We start from the raw sequence: 15,811 nt of genomic DNA on the forward strand, positions 1-15,811 counted from the left end.
ATGGAGCAGCGCTCCGCTTCAGCTTAGCCGAAGCCGGACGCCGCTCACCGCTTGGCTCACCGCCTGGCTCGTCGCCGGAGACCGGCGGACGGCAGGCACCACCGAAAGGGAATCCACCTCGTGAGCACATCCGCCACCACCAGCGCCGACGCCTTGGGCACGCCCGTCCCGGTCCTGACCTTCAGCCCTGTAGTTCTCCCGGTGCCCGGACGTCCCGTGGACCTCCAGATGCGCGTCTCCGCACCCGCGACCGGAACCGACCTCCCTGTCATCCTCCTCTCCCACGGTCACGGCCCCTCGAACAACCTGTCCTCGCTCAACGGCTACGCGCCGCTCGCCGACTTCTGGGCCTCCCACGGATTCGCCGTCATCCAGCCCACCCACCTCACCTCCCGCACACTGAGCCATCTGGTCGCCGGCGCACCCGGCGCACCCGACTTCTGGCGCTCCCGCGCCGAGGACATGACCCACATCCTCGACCGGCTCGACGTGATCGAGCGCACCGTTCCGCAGCTCGCAGGACGGATCGACTCCACCAAGGTCGCCCTCGTCGGACACTCGCTCGGCGGCTTCACCGCCGCCCTCCTGCTGGGTGCCGGGCTCAACGACCCCGTCACCGGGAATGTGGTGCACCTCGTCGAGCCCCGGATCAAGGCGGGCGTGCTGCTCGCCGCGCCCGGCCGAGGCGGTGAAGTCCTCAACGGGCCGATGGCCGAGCAGTGGCCGATCATCGGGGCTGTCGACTTCTCCACCATGACCGCACCCGCCCTGGTCGTCGCCGGCGACAAGGACGACTCCCGGCACTTCACGGACATGGGGCCGGACTGGCACGCCGACCCCTACATCCTTGCCCCCGGCCCCAAGACCCTGCTCACCCTGTTCGACGCGGAGCACGGACTCGGCGGGATCGCCGGATACGACGCCGCCGAGACCACGGACGAGAACCCCGAGCGAGTCGCTGCCCTCGCCCGGCTCACCGCGGCCTACCTCCACACCCGGCTGCACCCCGGTGCGCCCACGTGGCAGACCGCGTGCGAGGCACTGACGACCGGCCCCAATCCGGTAGGACGAGTCGAATCCAAGTAAGCCCCTGAATCCCATGGGCGGCCTACCGGGCAAGGCGGGCGGGGCGCACAGGGGCAGTTGGCGGGCTCGTAACGGCAGCCGACCGCAGCGGTGTGGATGGCGCCTCAGCTGAGGCGCACCCGCCGACCGTTCAGTCCCGGGCGAAGGCCAGCTGGAGCACTGCGCGGGCCAGCTCCTCCACGTCGCCGTCCGCGCTCTCCGGCAGTGCGCCGCTCAGCCACAGGCCGGCGAAGCCGTGGGCCAGCGACCAGGCCGCGATCGTCGTCGTCCGGTCGGTTGCTTCTCCCGGTGACAACTTGCGTGCGCTCGTGGCGAGTACCGCGCCTGCGCGCTCTCGCGCCGCCGCCATGTCGGGGTCGTCGGCCCGGTACAGCTCCGGCCGGAACATGACCTCGAAGTACGGCCGGTGGTCGACGGCGAACCGGACGTAGGCCACGCCGGAGCCGTACGGATCGTCGGCTGCCCGCTCCAGGCTGTCGGCGAACAGCTCGAAGCCCTCCGTGGCCACGGCCGTCAGCACTCCCGTCTTGTCGACGAAGTGGTGCGCGGGTGCCGCGTGCGACACCCCTGCGCGCCGGGCCAGTTCGCGCAGGCTCCAGCCGGAAGGGCCGGACTCGGTGATCGCCTCCAGGGCCGCGTCCAGTACGGCGCGGCGGAGGTTTCCGTGGTGGTAGCTCGGCTGGGCGGTCTGTCCCATCGGTGCTCTCCAGTCGTTCGGGGGTGTCACTCCACTGTATCTAGGCATTGACAAGATTGCCCACCTGCCTCAATCTTGCCAGTGACAAGATTCAACGGTTGGAGGACGGCATGATCCCGCTCATCGCTCTCGTCGGTGGCTTCGCTGTTCTGCGCGCGCTCGGCCTGGTCGCCGTCGACGGCCTCGATGCGTGGCAGCCCGCCCTGCGCGGCGGCCTCGCGCTGATGTTCGTCGCCACCGGCGTGCCGCACTTCATCGCGTCCTGGCGGCGCGACTTCGTCGCGATGATCCCGCCGGCGCTGCCCCGGCCCGACCTGCTGGTCACCCTCACCGGCATCCTCGAACTGGCAGGTGCCGTCGGTCTGCTCGTCCCCCCGCTCGCGCCCCTCGCTGCAGGGGGCCTGGCGCTGCTCATGCTCGCGATGTTCCCGGCCAACGTGTACGCGGCCCGCAGTGGACTCACCCTCGCCGGAAAGCCCGTGACGCCGCTGCCCACCCGTACCGCCCTCCAGGTGGTCTTCGTCGCGGCCGCCGTCGCCGCGGCGCTCTGACGGTGGCGGTACTCGATGACGGAGACCGCAGGTAGGAACCGTGAACCTGCTCCCCAGGCGGCTGACGGGTTCTGTCCTGCGATGTGGCAGTCAGTGCCAGGAGGTCCCGAGCGCTTGTACCTCGTCGGCGTAGAGCTCGGCGGGATCGAGTCCCATGCCGGTGAAGTGTCCGGCGAGTTCGAGTGAGAGGACGCCGTGCAGGCGGGTCCAGAAGGCGAGGGCCCGGCGGAGTGCCGGTGACGGGGTGGATTGCTCCCCGGCGCAGGCGTCGAGGAGGTACGCCATGATCTCGGCGGTGATGCGCGTGGTGTCCTCGGGCGCTTTGTAGCCGGGCACGGGAGTGCCGTAGACGAGGAAGTACCGCTGGGGGTCTTCCAGGGCCCACCGGCGCAGTGCGTGCGCCAGGCCGTCGAGGCCGGTGCCGGCTTCGGCGCCGGCGGCGAAGGTGTCGGCCAGGCTGCGGTAGGCGTCCTTGACGAGTTCGGTGATCAGCTCGTCGCGGTTGGCGAAGTACCGGTAAAGGGCCGGCCCACTCATGCCCATCTGCCTGGCGATGGCGTTGAGGGACAGTGCGGAGGCCCCGGCGGTGGCGATCTGCCCCCAGGCGTGCTGCTTGATCTCCTCCTGTACCTGTGCGCGGTACCGCTCCCTCGGTGTCCTCGTGCCTGGTTCGCCCATGATCCCGCTCCCTCTCCCTCGCTCCGGTCCAAGCATTGGTTAGAGGCTATCACTGTCGCTCTTGACTATCACGAGCGAGCTGCGTTACAACTTCTAACGAACGCGAAAGCATCTACGAAAGAGGCGATCATGAGTACCGAACGTCGCATCGAGGTCGTTCTGCCGGGCATCGTGGCGCCGGAAGGCCTGGAGATCCGCGAGAGCGCCGTACCGCAAGCAGGCCGTGGGCAGGTCGTCGTCGCCATGGAGGCCACCGGCGTCTCGTTCGCCGAGCAGCAGATGCGCCGCGGGCGGTACTACGACCAGCCGCCTTTCCCGTTCGTACCCGGCTACGACCTGGTGGGCCGGGTGCTGACCACCGGCCAGGGCGTCGACCCGGGCCTGGTCGGTCGACGGGTGGCCGCGCTGGTGAAGGTCGGCGGATGGGCCAGCCATGTGGTGCTCGATGCCGGCGACGCGGTCCAGGTCCCGGAGGGCCTCACGGCGGCGCAGGCCGAGACTGTCGTGGTCAACGGCATCACGGCCTGGCAGATGCTGCACCGCAAGGCCCGGGTGCGGGCCGGACAGACCGTCCTGGTGCACGGCGCCAGCGGTGGCGTCGGCTCGGTCCTGGTCCAACTGGCCCGCGCAGCAGGTGCGAAGGTGATCGGCACGGCCTCCGTCCGGCACCACGACGCCCTGCGGGAGCTGGGCGTCACGCCGGTCGACTACCGGGGCGAGGACGTGCCCGCCCAGGTCCGCGAACTGGCGCCCGGCGGAGTGGACGCGGTCTTCGACCACGTCGGTGGCCGCAGCGTCGTCGACTCCTGGCACCTGCTTGCCCCCGGCGGCACCCTCATCTCCTACGGCAGCGCCTCCACCCGCGACGACACCGGCTCCAAGCAGTGGCCCGTCCTGAAGATCCTCGCCCGCACCTGGCTCTGGAACACCCTGCCCAACGGGCGCCGCGCCCATTTCTACAACATCTGGGCGGGCCGGCCGCTGAACAAGGACCGCTTCCGGGCCCGACTGCGCTCCGACCTCACCGAGGTCTTCGCCGCCGTCCGCCGGGGCGACGTCACCGCCCGCATCGCTGCCCAACTGCCGCTCACCGAGGCCGCCGAGGCCCTGCGCCTGGCCGAGTCCGGGACCGTCTCCGGCAAGGTCGTCCTGATCCCCTGACTCTTACCCCCGGGCTGATCGGTACGACGGCCGTCTGCACCGTCCTCGGCACCGCCGCCGCCGCCGCGCAGCCCACCGCGTAGCGCCGTCTACCCCGGTCGTCGGCGGGCCTGTGCCCCTTCACCGCCCCGACGCGGTATCCGCATGAAGGTGGGAAACTCGCCCCGGAACACGGGGCGCGATATCGCCGGGGCGGACTTGTGGTCCAGCGCCGTCAGCCCGTGCTGCTGAGGGGGGTTGCGGCTTCGCGTGCGTCGATGAGTTCGTCCCAGTGCTCCGCTGTCCAGGCGCATGCTGCGGCCATCGGTACCAGGAGGCTGCGGCCGAGTGGGGTGAGTTCGTAGTCGACCCGGCGGATTGGTTCGGGGTGGATCGTGCGGGTGACCAGGCCGTCGCGTTCGAGGGTGCGGAGGGACTGGGTGAGGACCTTGGCGGTGACGCCGCGCAGGGGGATCCGGAGCTCCGAGAAGCGTCGGGGGCCCTGTTCGAGGCAGCGGATGATCAGGGCTGCCCACTTGTCGCCGAAGCGGATCGGGCTGAGTGTGGACGGGCAGACCGGGTCGAACATCTCGGGGTCGAGTGGCTCAGGCACGGCTCCAGCCTAGCTGGTACCCGATTGGTAACCGGGGCCCTCCGTAGGGTCCGGGGGAGCGGTCGGCGTTCGGAGTCGGCCTTCTGATGCGGGGTGGGTTTCATGGGCCAGGTCATTGTTTTCGGTGCGGGTGGTCGGGCCGGTCGGGCTGCCGTCGCGGAGGCCCGCGGTCGTGGGCACCAGGTGACGGCCGTTGTGCGCGACCCGGCCAAGTACGCCGAGTTGGCGGCGGTGGACGGCGTACGGGTGGTGGCCGGTGATGTCACCGACGCCGACGGTGTCGCGCGGCTCGCCGAGGGCCATGATGCCGCGATCGGTGCCGCGTTCGACATGGCCACCCAGCCTGACGTCTTCTTCCCCGGCGTGGCCCGTGCCCTCCTCGACGGGCTGGCGCGGGCCGGTGTGAGCCGGCTGGTGGGAGTCGGCCTGGCCTCGGCGTTGGAGACTGCGGCCGGTGGGCTCCTGATGGACACTCCGGGCTATCCCCAGGAGTACCGCGCCTTCTACCTGGGACACGCGGCCGGGACGGACGTGCTGCGCGCCGCCACCACCGAGTGCGACTGGCTGGTCCTCAGCCCGGCCGGCGACTTCGACCACGAGGGCGCCCGCACCGGCGGGTACCGGACGGCTGCGGCGGAGGCGGCCAGCCGCATCTCGTACGCCGACTTCGCGATCGCGCTGCTCGACGAGATCGACGAGCCGCGCCACCACCGCGTGCACCTCGGGGTCGAAACCGGCTGAGGGCGGGCCACGGCGGCTACTTCGGGTCGCGGTTGAACTTCGAGGCCGACCAGAAGTAGCCGAGTACGGCGAGGCCCAGGCTCCAGGCGAGGGTGAGCCAGCCGTTGTGGCCGATCTCGCTGCCGAGGAGCAGGCCCCGGAGGGTCTCGATGGCGGGTGTGAACGGCTGGTACTCGGCGATGGGTTGGAACCAGCCGGGCATGGCGTGCACCGGGACGAAGGCGCTGGAGAGCAGCGGCAGCAGGATCAGCGGCATCGCGTTGTTGCTGGCGGCCTCGGCGTTCGGGCTGACCAGGCCCATGCCGACGGCGATCCAGGTGAGGGCGAGGGCGAAGAGTACGAGCAGGCCGAAGGCAGCCAGCCACTCCAGGGCGGTGGCGTTCGTGGACCGGAAGCCGAGGGCCACGGCGATCGCGCCGACCAGGACGACGCTCATGACGCACTGCAGCACGCTGCCGACGACGTGCCCGACGAGCACCGACCCGCGGTGGATCGCCATCGTGCGGAAGCGGGCGATGATGCCCTCGCTCATGTCGGTGGAGACGGAGACGGCCGTCCCGACGACGGTGCCGCTGACGGTCATCAGCAGGATGCCCGGGACGACGTAGGCGAGGTACCGGGCGCGGTCCGCGCCGCCGCCGAGGCCCGCGCTCATCACGTCGCCGAAGACGTAGACGAAGAGCAGCAGCAGCATGACCGGGGTGAGCAGCAGGTTCAGGGTGAGGGACGGGTACCGGCGGGCGTGCAGCAGGTTGCGGCGCAGCATGGTCCGCGAGTCGCGTACGGCGAGGGAGAGCTGGCTCATCGGACTGCCTCCGTGGGCTGGTCGGGGATGTCGGCGCCGCCGGTCAGGGCGAAGAACACGTCGTCGAGGTCGGGGGTGTGCACGGTCAGCTCGTCGGCCTGGATGCCGGCCGAGTCCAGCCGGTCGAGGACGGTGCGCAGTGCGTACTGGCTGCCGTCGCTGGGGAGTTGCAGGGCCAGGGTTTCGTCGTGGCGGGTGGCGTCGTGGAGGGCGGCGGCGGCGCTGCGGTAGGCGGCCGGGTCGGTGAAGCGGAGTCGGACGTGCCCGCCCGGGACGAGCCGCTTGAGTTCGTCGGCGGTGCCTTCGGCGGCGATCCGGCCGTTGTCGAGCACGGCGATGCGGTCGGCGAGTTCGTCGGCCTCCTCCAGGTACTGGGTGGTGAGGAAGACGGTGACGCCGTCGGAGACCAGCTCGCGGATGATGCCCCACATGGTGTGGCGGCTGCGCGGGTCGAGGCCGGTGGTCGGCTCGTCGAGGAAGATGATCCGCGGGTTGCCGACCAGCGTCATGGCGATGTCTAGGCGGCGCTTCATGCCGCCGGAGTAGGTGGAGGCGGGCTTCTTCGCGGCCTCCACCAGGTCGAACCGCTCCAGCAGTTCGGCGGCGACCCGCCGCCCTTCGCGGCGGGAGAGGTGATGCAGGTCCGCCATCAGGAGCATGTTCTCCTCGCCGGTGATCAGGCCGTCGACGGCGGAGAACTGCCCGGTGACGCCGATCGCGGCCCGTACGGCCTGCGGGTCGGTGGCGAGGTCGTGGCCGCCGACCCGGATCCGGCCGGAGCCGGAGGCGGGGTCGGAGCCACCGGCGGAGGCGGGGTCGGGGTCGGGGGAGACGAGGGTGGAGAGGATCTTGACGACAGTGGTCTTGCCGGCGCCGTTCGGCCCGAGCAGGGCGAACACGGACCCGGCCGGGACGGCCAGGTCGATGCCGTCCAGGACGTTCTTGTCGCCGTAGGACTTGCGCAGCCCGTTCGCCGCGATGGCCAGGTCGGTCATGGGAGTTGCTCCTGTGGATTAGAGGCTGCGGGCGGTGACGTCGCCGTAGGCGGTGGTCGCGTGGATGGTCAGGTCGGCGTCGGCGCCGTCGGAGTTCTTGAGCGCGTTCTGGATCCGGCCGTAGGCGGTGCCGGCGTCCAGGGAGGCGGAGACGCCCCGGGCGGCGCCGACCGAGATCTGGCCGTACTCGGTGCGCAGGGTGACCGTGCCCCGGACGGCCTCGGCGATGGTGAGGTCGCCCTTCTGGGTGCTGATCTCCGCCGGGCCGCCCAGGCGGCCGACCGAGATGTCGCCGTCGAGGAGGGTGAGGTGGGCGCTCGCGGACTCGTCGACCTTGATCGAGCCCTGCGCGCCCTGGAGGGTGACCTCGCCGAGCCGTCCGACGCCCCGGAAGTCGGCGCTGGCCGCCTTCGCCTCGACCCGGGAGCCGGCGGGCAGTTGGACGGTCACCTCGACGAATCCCGAAGCGCCGAGGACCCGGTTCTTCGCCGGCGCGGCGGCGATCCGCAGGACGCCGTCGCGGTAGCTGACCTCGGTCTGCTCCGCCGCCTTCACGTCGCGGCTCTTCGAGGCGTTGGCCGGCAGGACCTCGACCGTGGTGTCGGCCCGGTCGGCGGCGATGAACCGGATGCGGCCCGCGGGGATGTCGAGGATGGCGGAGATCGGGGCGGCGGTGTCGAACTTCTGCATGGTGCGTTCCTTTGGCTCGTCGTTTCTGATAAGCGAAACGCTACGTTGCATTCAAGGGTCAGGCAACAAGCTTGTTGCGTCTGATCCCTATAGCTGCAGGCCAATGGCAGTAAATCGTTGCAATGGATTTGATTCTAACGCAACGATGAGCGCTCAGTTCGTTGCAATGAATTGAGAGTGAACGCTATACTGGCGGCATCAAGGGACACGAAGGAGATCCGCGATGCCCGGAGGCAGGCTCACCCAGCAGGAACGCCGGCAGATCGCGTCGGGGCTCGCCGACGGCCTCGCCTACGCGGAGATCGCCAGGGGCCTCGACCGCCCGACCTCGACCGTCACGCGTGAGGTGACGCGCAACGGCGGCCCCACCGCCTACCGGGCCGAACTGGCCCACCGCGCCACCGAACACCGCGCCCACCGGCGCAGGGCGGCCGCGCCCCGGGGGCCGGAGGCGCTCCCGCAGGCCCACGGCCGGGACGCCGAGGCGGTGCGGGAGTACGAGGAGGTCTTCACCGCCGTCCTCGTGCAGTCGGGCCTGACCAGGATGATGGCCCGGGTGCTGGTCTGCCTCTACACCACCGACGAGGGCAGCCTCACCGCGTCCGAACTCGTCCAGCGGGTCCAGGTCAGCCCGGCGTCCATCTCCAAGGCGATCGCCTTCCTGGAGAGCCAGGGCCTGGTGCGCCGCGAGCGCGACGAGCGCCGCCGCGAGCGCTACATCGTCGACGACGACGTCTGGTACCAGTCGATGATGGCCAGCGCCCGTGGCACCGCCCAGTTCGCCGAGACCGCCCGGCAGGGCGTCGGCATCCTCGGCCCCGGCACCCCGGCAGCCGCCCGCCTCGAGAACATCTCCCGCTTCGTCGACTTCGTCTCGGAGAGCATCGTCCGCGCCGCCGAGCAGGCCCGCGAGGTCCTCCACACCAAGGTCGAGGCGACGTCGGACGGTGCCGAGAGCGGGTAGCGAGGTTCGGTGGCCGCCGCAGGGTGCCGGCCGCTGCCCTCTCGTCTCCGGTGGGCGGCGCGAATATGCTGAGCCGTCAAGATCCCTGATGGGTCGTGGATTTGTCGCATGGTGTGCTGCGGAGGCAAGCGTGAGCGTGTGCGTGATAGGTGCGGGTCTGTCCGGACTGGCAGCCGCGCATGCGCTCAGAGGGCGGGGCGCCGACTTCGTCTGCCTGGAGAAGGCACCGGACGTCGGCGGCATCTGGCGGATGCCGGGAGCGGGTGAGCCGGGCCCGGCCTACCGGGCGCTGCACCTGAACAGCGCGAAGCAGCTGACCGGTTACGTCGACTTCCCGATGTCCGCCGAGCTGCCGCTCTACCCCCGGCACGGCGATGTCGCCGCGTACCTGCGGTCGTTCGCCGACTGGGCCGGGTTGCTGCCCCATCTCGAGCTGCGCACCGAAGTGCTGTCGGTCCGTCAGGGCCCGGACGAACGGTGGATGGTGACCAGTCGGGACGCGGACGGGGTCGAGGTGGTGCGGGGCTTCGACCAGGTGGTCGTCGCCTCCGGGCACCATTCGGAGCCGGCCCTGCCGAACCCCCTGCCGCCCGGTGCCGACAGCTTCGGCGGGACGATCCTGCACTCGACGGACTACCTGGACGGCAAGGACTTCGCCGGGCAGCGCGTCGTCGTGGTCGGGCTCGGGGCGTCGGCGGTGGACATCGCCGCCGACCTGTCGCGGCACGCCGAGCGGACGGTGCTCTCGGTGCGCCGGGGGCTGCACATCGTGCCGAAGCAGCTCTACGGCGTGTCCGTGGACCTGATCGCCGAGGCGCCGTGGTTCACCGGCAAGCCGCTGGACGAACAGCGGCGGCTGGTCGAGGAGGCCCTGCTGGTGGCGCGCGGCAAGATGTCGGACTACGGACTGCCCGAGCCGGACCACCCGATCTTCTCCTCGGCCGTGACCATCTCGGACGAGATCCTCAGCCGCATCCGGCACGGCGCGGTGACCCCGAAGCCCGCGATCGCCTCCCTGGACGGCGACTTGGTGCACTTCGCCGACGGCAGCTCGGCCGAGGCGGACGCGATCGTCTTCTGCACCGGCTTCCGGATGGCCTTCCCCTTCCTGCCCGCCGGGTGTCCGGCAGGCCCGCAGGGCCCGGTCGAGCTGTACCGGCGGATCGTCGCACCCGACCGGCCCGGCCTGTACTTCCTCGGCCTGATCCGCCCGGTGGGCTCGATCACCCGCCTGGTGGAAGCACAGGCGCGGTGGGTCGCCGGGATCGTCGCCGGTGACACCGCGCTGCCGTCGGCGGACGTCATGCACAAGGAGATCGACGAGTACCTGAGCGGCATCGAGAGCCGGTACGGACTGAGCACGGGGTCGTCCGTGCAGGTCGATGTCGGCTCGTACCAGCGGGAGTTGAGTGAGGCGTAGGGCAGCGGGGCAGCCGGGCAGAGGGCAGCTGTCGGGCGTAGGGCCCCCGCCCTACGCACGACCCGGTGGCCGGGCTCAGCGCCGGGTGCCGACCGGCTGGGCCAGGAAGGCCGGCGGCCGCACCTCGTACGCCTCCGAGGAGATGTAGACCATCACCCGGGGCGGGCGGCCCTGCTGGTGGGCGAGGGCGAGGTAGGCGATGAGCCCGACCCCGTCGTCCAGCCGGCGCGAGGTGACGGCGGCCAGGGAGTCGAGGAGCTGGGACTCGTCGATGCCGTAGCGCCGCAGCAGGGCCAGTGCCCGGTCGAGGGCCTCGCCGTCGTGCTGTGCGAAGTCGCGGACCGGGACGTAGAGGGTGAAGCCGCCCGGCAGGCCGCTCGCCGTCTCGGTGAAGGCGTGGCACGCCTGCACGGGCCGGCGGTCGAAGCGGGAGCCCTGCCCACTGCCGTACCCGGAGCTGTCGATCCCCGAGGCCGTCCGGAAGAACGCCTCGACCTCGGCGGGGTCGGGCCCGTCCGTCATCCCGCACAGGCCCGCCGCCGCCGTGGCCGGCAGGTCGTCGTGGGCGGTGTACACCTTCACCCGGGGCTCGTCCCAGTCGCCCAGGTCGAGGGCGAAGAACAGGATGCGGTCCGACTCCGGCAGGGCCGTGAACGCATGCCGGTGGCCGAGCCGGTGCAGGGCCTCCCGGACGGTCTCGGCGGCGCGCTCGGCGCCGGAGGCCGCCGGGTTCAGGTACACCTTGACCTTGGGGACACCGCCGGGGCGCAGCTCCAGCGCGCACCACAGGGCCAGCGGGCCCGCCGGGGACGCCGGGAAGAAGAGGTCCTCCAGGATGTCGAGCCGCTCGGTGCCGAAGCCCCAGCGGCGCGCGAGCGCACGGACGGTCCGCAGGCCCACCTGCCCGCTCCGGGCCAGACTGCCGGCGCCGCTGCCCGGCTCCAGCAGCACCCGCAGGGTCGGGGCCGCGCCGGGTTCGAAGGAGAGCGAGAACTCCACCGGGGTGTGGTCGTCGGAGAGGAACGAGCTGTCGGGGGAGGGCAGGTCCAGCGGCCGCTCGGCGGCGGGGCCGAGGGCGGCCGTCAGCGTCCGGGAGTAGCGGACGGCGTCGGCCGGGCCGAGGCCGGCGACCTCGCACAGGCGCAGCAGCTGACGGGTCGTGTGATCGCCGAGGGTCTCCGTGGCGGGGGCCATGGGGGGTCTGTGCCTGGTGCCGATCACCGGCCCGCCTGCCGGCGAGCGGGGGCGAAAAGGAGATACCCGCCCGGATGGGCGGGTATCGGAGGGTGCGACGCGGCGGGGGGCTGGGCGAAATCGGCATCGGCGGAATGACTCTCCACGACACCCTCCTGTCCTGGATCAACGACGGGGGACTATCGCGCTGCTGATTACCCGTGTTGTTGAACCGTCATGCACCGGACAGAAATCCTACGTTGTTGTGTACATCACTTCGTCAACCAGTTGAGGAACTGGCTCCAACGCCCTACCCGCTCGGGCGCGCGGCCGTCCTGCGGGGCCTGCTCCTCGCGCACGGGCGGCTGGGGCTGCGGGGATGCACCCCGGGCGGGCTCGATCGGGGTGAACCGGCTGGGCAGCACGACCAGGCCGCGGTTGAAGGGGCCGGGACGCCACGTCAGGCTCTCCTCCGGCACGGCCAGTTGGATGTCCGGGAGCTCGTTGAGCAGGTTCTCGATGGCCGCCATCGAGATCTGCCGGGCCGGGTCCTTGGACGGGCAGGCGTGCGAGCCCGCACTCCACGCCAGGTGGGCCCGGCTGCTCGCCTGCCGCTCCGCCGCGAGGCTCGGGCTGCTGTTGGCGGCGGCGAAGCTGACCATGACCAGGTCGCCGGCCCGCAGCTGCTGCCCGGCGAACTCCATGTCGGTCGCCGGGTAGTGCGGCGCGAGGTTCGACATGGGCGGGTTCTCCCACAGCGTGGCGTCGATGGCCTCGTCGATCAGCCCGCCGGTGTGCGCGTACGCGTCGTGGGTGAGCAGCCGGTGCAGCGTGTTGCCGATGAGGTTGCCCAGCGGTTCGGTGCCGGCCGCCAGCAGCAGGGCCAGCTGGTGGACCATCTCATCGTCGGTCAGCTTGGAGTGATGCTGCATCAGCCAGGAGGTGACGTCGTCACCGGGCCTGGTCCGCTTGAGCGCCACCAGCTCGGCCACCGCGCCGAACAGCACCCCGGCCGCCTGCTCGGCGTTGACGCCGTCGAACATCCCGGAGATGCCGAACAGCACCCGGTCGCCGATGTCGGCCGGGCAGCCGAAGAGCTCGTTGAAGACGAACAGCGGCAGCTGCCTGGCGTAGTTCCCCAGCAGGTCGGCCGAACCGCGGGAGCCGAACTGGGAGATGAGGTAGTTGGAGACCTGCTCGGTGATCCGGGTCACCCGCCGCGAGTCGACCCGGGCCATGCTGTCCGTGACGGCCTGGCGCAGCCTCAGGTGCTCGGCGCCGTCGCTGAACATGCAGTTGGGCCGGTACACGAGGAGCGGAACGACCGGGCTGTCGGGCGCGACGTGCCCCTCGTTGAAGGCCCGCCAGCGACGCGAGTCCTTGCGGAAGGAGGCCGGGTCCTGGAGCAGTTGCAGCGCGGCCGTGTAGTCGGTGACGAGCGTCGCCTCCACCCCGGGTGCGAGCTCGACTGGTGCGGCCGGCCCGAAACTGCGCAGGTAGGAGTAGTAGGCCTGCGGATCTGCCGCGAACTCCGGCCCGTACAGCGGCACCCGGGCGCCGCTGTCGTGGGCCGGGCACCCGGGCGGGGGCACCGGGGTGGTGGGGCGAGCGTTCATGTCTGGTTCTTGCTCCTAGCTGGCACGGTCCAGCAAAAAGCGGACCAGTGTGGTCAGTGCGGCGGCCGACGACTTCTCGTCGCGCGCGTCGCAGGTGACGACGGGGGTGTCGTCGAGGAGATCGAGCGCCTCCCGCAGCGCCGCCTCGGTGCGCGCCGGGTTGCCGTCGAAGTGGTTCACCGCGATCGCGTAGTCGAGGCCGTACTGCTCGATGAGGTCGATCACGGGGAAGGAGTCGGCGAGCCGTTCGGGGTCGACGAGGATCAGCGCGCCGAGGGCGCCCCGGGCCATGTCCTCCCACATCTGCACGAACCGCAGCTGGCCGGGCGTGCCGAACAGGTACAGCACAACGCGCTCGCTGACGGTCAGTCGGCCGAAGTCCATGGCGACCGTGGTGGTGGTCTTGCCCCGGACTCCCTTGAGGTCGTCCACCGCCTCCGCGGCCCGGGTCATCGTCTCCTCGGTGGACAGCGGTTCGATCTCGGAGATCGAGCCGATGAACGTGGTCTTGCCCACCGCGAAGTGGCCGACGACGAGGATCTTCACGGCCGTCTGGGTCGCCCCGGCGTGCACGTAGTCCTGCTCGTCGAGGCCGCGTACGTCAGCCGAACTTGGTCTGGAGACCATTGAGCACCTCCTGAAGGATCTCCTTGTCGGCCTGGCGGGCCCGGGGCACCGGCGGGCGGGCGATGAGGTGCCCGCCTTCGGTGAGCCCGGCCAGGACGATGCGCACCACGCCGAGCGGCAGCCGGGTGTGGCCGGCGAGCTCGGCGACCGAGAGGTAGCCGGCGGAGCAGATGTCCAGCAGCTGCTGTTCCTCGGGCGTCAGGCGCGGCGGCCGCTGCCCCTGCTCGGGCGCCGCCGTGATCAGCGTGATCAGCGAGAGCTGCTGCTCGTCGGGCAGCCCGCGCCCTTTGGTGATGACGTAGGCCCGTACTAAGCCGGCGGCTTCGAGCTCGAACTCCTCGGGGGTGCTCACCTGCGGCCGCCGAATACCTCGCGCGGTGGCGCCGCCAGCACCTTGCCGAGCTGGCCGACGAGTTGCTGCATCCGGAAGGTGATGTCCTGCATGTCGACGTCCGGGGAGGCCGAGACGCCGAGGTAGGCGCCCTCACCGGCGGAGATCAGGAACACCCAGCCGCCGTCGAACTCGACCAGGGTCTGCTGCCAGCGCTGGCCGGGGCTGTCGCAGAAGAAGCCGAGCGAGCGGCTGAGCGACTGCACGCCGCTCATCGCGGCGGCGACCCGGTCAGCGTTGTCCTTGCCGATGTCCTTCGTCCGGGCCATCAGCAGACCGTCGGCGGAGATCAGGACCGCGTGCAGGGCTCCGGGAATCTCCAGAGCGCTGTCGAGCATCCATGCCAGATCGTCGTTCACGAGAACTCAAGCCCTTCACTGCTCGCACCGCGTGTGCTGGTCGCCTGGTCCGTGTCGTCCGGCTGGGTGGCCCTGCCCGACCGGGTGCCCCGCTGGAAGGCGCCCATGATCGCTGCGGTCTCCGTGCCGGAGCGGGACGAGCCGACCGGCACGGGCTCGGTGGGCGGCGCGACCGTCATCGGTCGCTTGCGCCGCCGTACCGGCAGGCCGTCGGCGGTCGAGGCCGCGTTGCGCATCGGCAGGCCGTCGGGGGTCAGGGCGGCGCTCCGTACGGGCAGGGCCTCGGCGGGGGCCGCCGGGGCGGCCACGGGTGCGGCCCAGCCGGGCTCGGGCCAGGCCTGGGTCGCTGCCGGGGCGGTGGACATGGCGGAGCTGGGAGCCTTCCTCTCCGGCATGCCGGTGAGCAGCTCGTGCGGTAGCAGGACCACCGCGCGCACCCCGCCGTAGGGGGAGGAGGAGCCCACTGACACCTCGAAGCCGAAGCGCTCGCAGAGGACGCCGATCACCGCCAGACCGAACTGCGGCGGGTTGCCGAGACCTGCGACGCCCGAGACCCGCTCGCTGGTCAGCAGCTTCTCGGCGCGGGCGCGCTCCTCGTCGTTCATGCCGACGCCCGCGTCGTCCACGACGATGACGACTCCCTTGGGCACCGTCCGGATGTTGATCTCGACGACGGTGTCCGGGCTGGAGTAGCTGGTCGCGTTGTCGAGCACCTCGGCGAGGGCCAGCGCGACCGGTTCGACCGCCCTGCTGGAGACGCCGAAGTCCACCTGGGAGAGGATCTCCACCCGCCGGAACTGCCGGATGCGGCCCTGGGCGCTGCGGACCACGTCGTACAGCGAGGCGGGGTCGCGGTGCCGGCCCAGCCAGCCGCCGCAGAGCACGGCGATGGACTGCGCGCGTCGGCCGAACTGGGAGTTGGTGTGGTCGACTTCCAGCAGGTCCTGGAGGATGACCGACTCGCCGTACTTGTTCTGCAACCGGGAGACGATCAGCTGCTGCTCGGCGGCAAGGCCCTGCAGCGTCCGCATCGCGGACTTCAGCACGGTCTTCGTCGCTTCGTCGGCCAGCTCCTGGGCCGCCTCGACGGACTGTGCGTAGGAGTTCTCCAGACCGGAGTAGTGCTCCTTGAGTCCGTCGATCTCCTGGCGCATCGTCAGGGCCGCTCTGCGCTGGCGGACCACGAGGGCCACCGCGGCGACAAGGACGAGGACAAGAGCCCAAAGCACTGGGTTCGCTGTGTATTTCGTCATAAGACTCTCTTC

Annotated in this window: 18 protein-coding genes; 6 read left to right on the top strand and 12 right to left on the bottom strand. The window is 71.0% G+C overall.

What is annotated here, in order from left to right:
- Positions 1-120: 120 nt before the first annotated feature.
- The gene (locus ACR68M_RS16930) at positions 121-1,086 is read left to right on the top strand and encodes an alpha/beta hydrolase family protein (protein ID WP_441251342.1); all 966 of its coding nucleotides are present in this window, start codon (positions 121-123) and stop codon (positions 1,084-1,086) included.
- A gap of 130 nt (positions 1,087-1,216) precedes the next feature.
- Here ACR68M_RS16930 and ACR68M_RS16935 read toward each other — a convergent pair whose 3' ends face one another.
- Complete coding sequence (locus tag ACR68M_RS16935; RefSeq protein ID WP_441251343.1) at positions 1,217-1,783, bottom strand: TetR/AcrR family transcriptional regulator; 567 nt, start codon at positions 1,781-1,783, stop codon at positions 1,217-1,219.
- Between the two features lie 110 nt (positions 1,784-1,893).
- On the opposite strand from ACR68M_RS16935, the gene ACR68M_RS16940 reads away from it, so the two are divergent.
- On the top strand, positions 1,894-2,334 hold the full coding sequence (locus ACR68M_RS16940) for a DoxX family protein (RefSeq protein WP_441251344.1): 441 nt from the start codon (positions 1,894-1,896) through the stop codon (positions 2,332-2,334).
- A 90-nt stretch (positions 2,335-2,424) separates the two neighbouring features.
- On the opposite strand, the gene ACR68M_RS16945 is transcribed toward ACR68M_RS16940, so the two are convergent.
- On the bottom strand, positions 2,425-3,012 hold the full coding sequence (locus tag ACR68M_RS16945) for a TetR/AcrR family transcriptional regulator (RefSeq protein ID WP_441251345.1): 588 nt from the start codon (positions 3,010-3,012) through the stop codon (positions 2,425-2,427).
- A gap of 129 nt (positions 3,013-3,141) precedes the next feature.
- On the opposite strand from ACR68M_RS16945, the gene ACR68M_RS16950 reads away from it, so the two are divergent.
- Entirely contained in the window at positions 3,142-4,173 is a 1,032-nt protein-coding gene (locus ACR68M_RS16950; RefSeq protein WP_441251346.1) for a medium chain dehydrogenase/reductase family protein, read from the top strand.
- 214 nt (positions 4,174-4,387) lie between these two features.
- Here ACR68M_RS16950 and ACR68M_RS16955 read toward each other — a convergent pair whose 3' ends face one another.
- Positions 4,388-4,765, bottom strand: coding sequence for a winged helix-turn-helix transcriptional regulator (locus ACR68M_RS16955; protein ID WP_441251347.1), 378 nt, complete (start codon positions 4,763-4,765; stop codon positions 4,388-4,390).
- 102 nt (positions 4,766-4,867) lie between these two features.
- Between ACR68M_RS16955 and ACR68M_RS16960 the strand changes: the two genes are divergently transcribed.
- Positions 4,868-5,506 carry an NAD(P)-dependent oxidoreductase gene (locus ACR68M_RS16960; protein WP_441251348.1) on the top strand — a complete coding sequence of 213 codons (639 nt, stop codon included), beginning with the start codon at positions 4,868-4,870 and terminating at the stop codon, positions 5,504-5,506.
- A 16-nt stretch (positions 5,507-5,522) separates the two neighbouring features.
- Here the strand turns inward: ACR68M_RS16960 and ACR68M_RS16965 are convergent, their stop codons facing one another.
- From ACR68M_RS16965 to ACR68M_RS16975, 3 genes are read right to left on the bottom strand one after another with little or no spacing between them, the layout of a single operon-like run.
- Complete coding sequence (locus ACR68M_RS16965) at positions 5,523-6,311, bottom strand: ABC transporter permease (RefSeq protein WP_441251349.1); 789 nt, start codon at positions 6,309-6,311, stop codon at positions 5,523-5,525.
- Entirely contained in the window at positions 6,308-7,306 is a 999-nt protein-coding gene (locus ACR68M_RS16970; RefSeq protein ID WP_441251350.1) for an ATP-binding cassette domain-containing protein, read from the bottom strand. The genes ACR68M_RS16965 and ACR68M_RS16970 overlap by 4 nt, the downstream gene beginning before the upstream one ends.
- 18 nt (positions 7,307-7,324) lie before the next feature.
- Positions 7,325-7,996 (bottom strand): DUF4097 family beta strand repeat-containing protein, encoded by a 672-nt coding sequence (locus ACR68M_RS16975; protein ID WP_441251351.1) that lies wholly within the window; start codon positions 7,994-7,996, stop codon positions 7,325-7,327.
- 223 nt (positions 7,997-8,219) lie between these two features.
- Here ACR68M_RS16975 and ACR68M_RS16980 point away from each other — a divergent pair, with 223 nt between their 5' ends.
- On the top strand, positions 8,220-8,960 hold the full coding sequence (locus ACR68M_RS16980) for a helix-turn-helix domain-containing protein (RefSeq protein ID WP_441251352.1): 741 nt from the start codon (positions 8,220-8,222) through the stop codon (positions 8,958-8,960).
- A gap of 130 nt (positions 8,961-9,090) precedes the next feature.
- On the top strand, positions 9,091-10,380 hold the full coding sequence (locus ACR68M_RS16985; RefSeq protein WP_441251353.1) for a flavin-containing monooxygenase: 1,290 nt from the start codon (positions 9,091-9,093) through the stop codon (positions 10,378-10,380).
- Positions 10,381-10,455: 75 nt separating this feature from the next.
- Here the strand turns inward: ACR68M_RS16985 and ACR68M_RS16990 are convergent, their stop codons facing one another.
- From ACR68M_RS16990 to ACR68M_RS17015, 6 genes are all read right to left on the bottom strand, one after another.
- Positions 10,456-11,574 carry a tryptophan dimethylallyltransferase family protein gene (locus tag ACR68M_RS16990; RefSeq protein WP_441251354.1) on the bottom strand — a complete coding sequence of 373 codons (1,119 nt, stop codon included), beginning with the start codon at positions 11,572-11,574 and terminating at the stop codon, positions 10,456-10,458.
- 251 nt (positions 11,575-11,825) lie between these two features.
- Complete coding sequence (locus ACR68M_RS16995; RefSeq protein ID WP_441251355.1) at positions 11,826-13,169, bottom strand: cytochrome P450; 1,344 nt, start codon at positions 13,167-13,169, stop codon at positions 11,826-11,828.
- A gap of 15 nt (positions 13,170-13,184) precedes the next feature.
- Positions 13,185-13,796, bottom strand: coding sequence for a GTP-binding protein (locus ACR68M_RS17000; RefSeq protein ID WP_441251356.1), 612 nt, complete (start codon positions 13,794-13,796; stop codon positions 13,185-13,187).
- Positions 13,771-14,148, bottom strand: a complete 378-nt coding sequence (locus ACR68M_RS17005) for a DUF742 domain-containing protein (RefSeq protein ID WP_441251357.1) — start codon at positions 14,146-14,148, stop codon at positions 13,771-13,773. Before ACR68M_RS17005 ends, ACR68M_RS17000 begins: the two co-directional genes overlap by 26 nt.
- Positions 14,145-14,546, bottom strand: coding sequence for a roadblock/LC7 domain-containing protein (locus ACR68M_RS17010; RefSeq protein ID WP_441251358.1), 402 nt, complete (start codon positions 14,544-14,546; stop codon positions 14,145-14,147). The genes ACR68M_RS17005 and ACR68M_RS17010 overlap by 4 nt, the downstream gene beginning before the upstream one ends.
- Positions 14,543-15,799 (bottom strand): sensor histidine kinase, encoded by a 1,257-nt coding sequence (locus tag ACR68M_RS17015; RefSeq protein WP_441251359.1) that lies wholly within the window; start codon positions 15,797-15,799, stop codon positions 14,543-14,545. Before ACR68M_RS17015 ends, ACR68M_RS17010 begins: the two co-directional genes overlap by 4 nt.
- Between the last annotated feature and the right edge of the window lie 12 nt (positions 15,800-15,811).

The organism is Kitasatospora sp. McL0602 (genome assembly GCF_052076145.1).
Taxonomy (GTDB): Bacteria; Actinomycetota; Actinomycetes; order Streptomycetales; family Streptomycetaceae; genus Kitasatospora.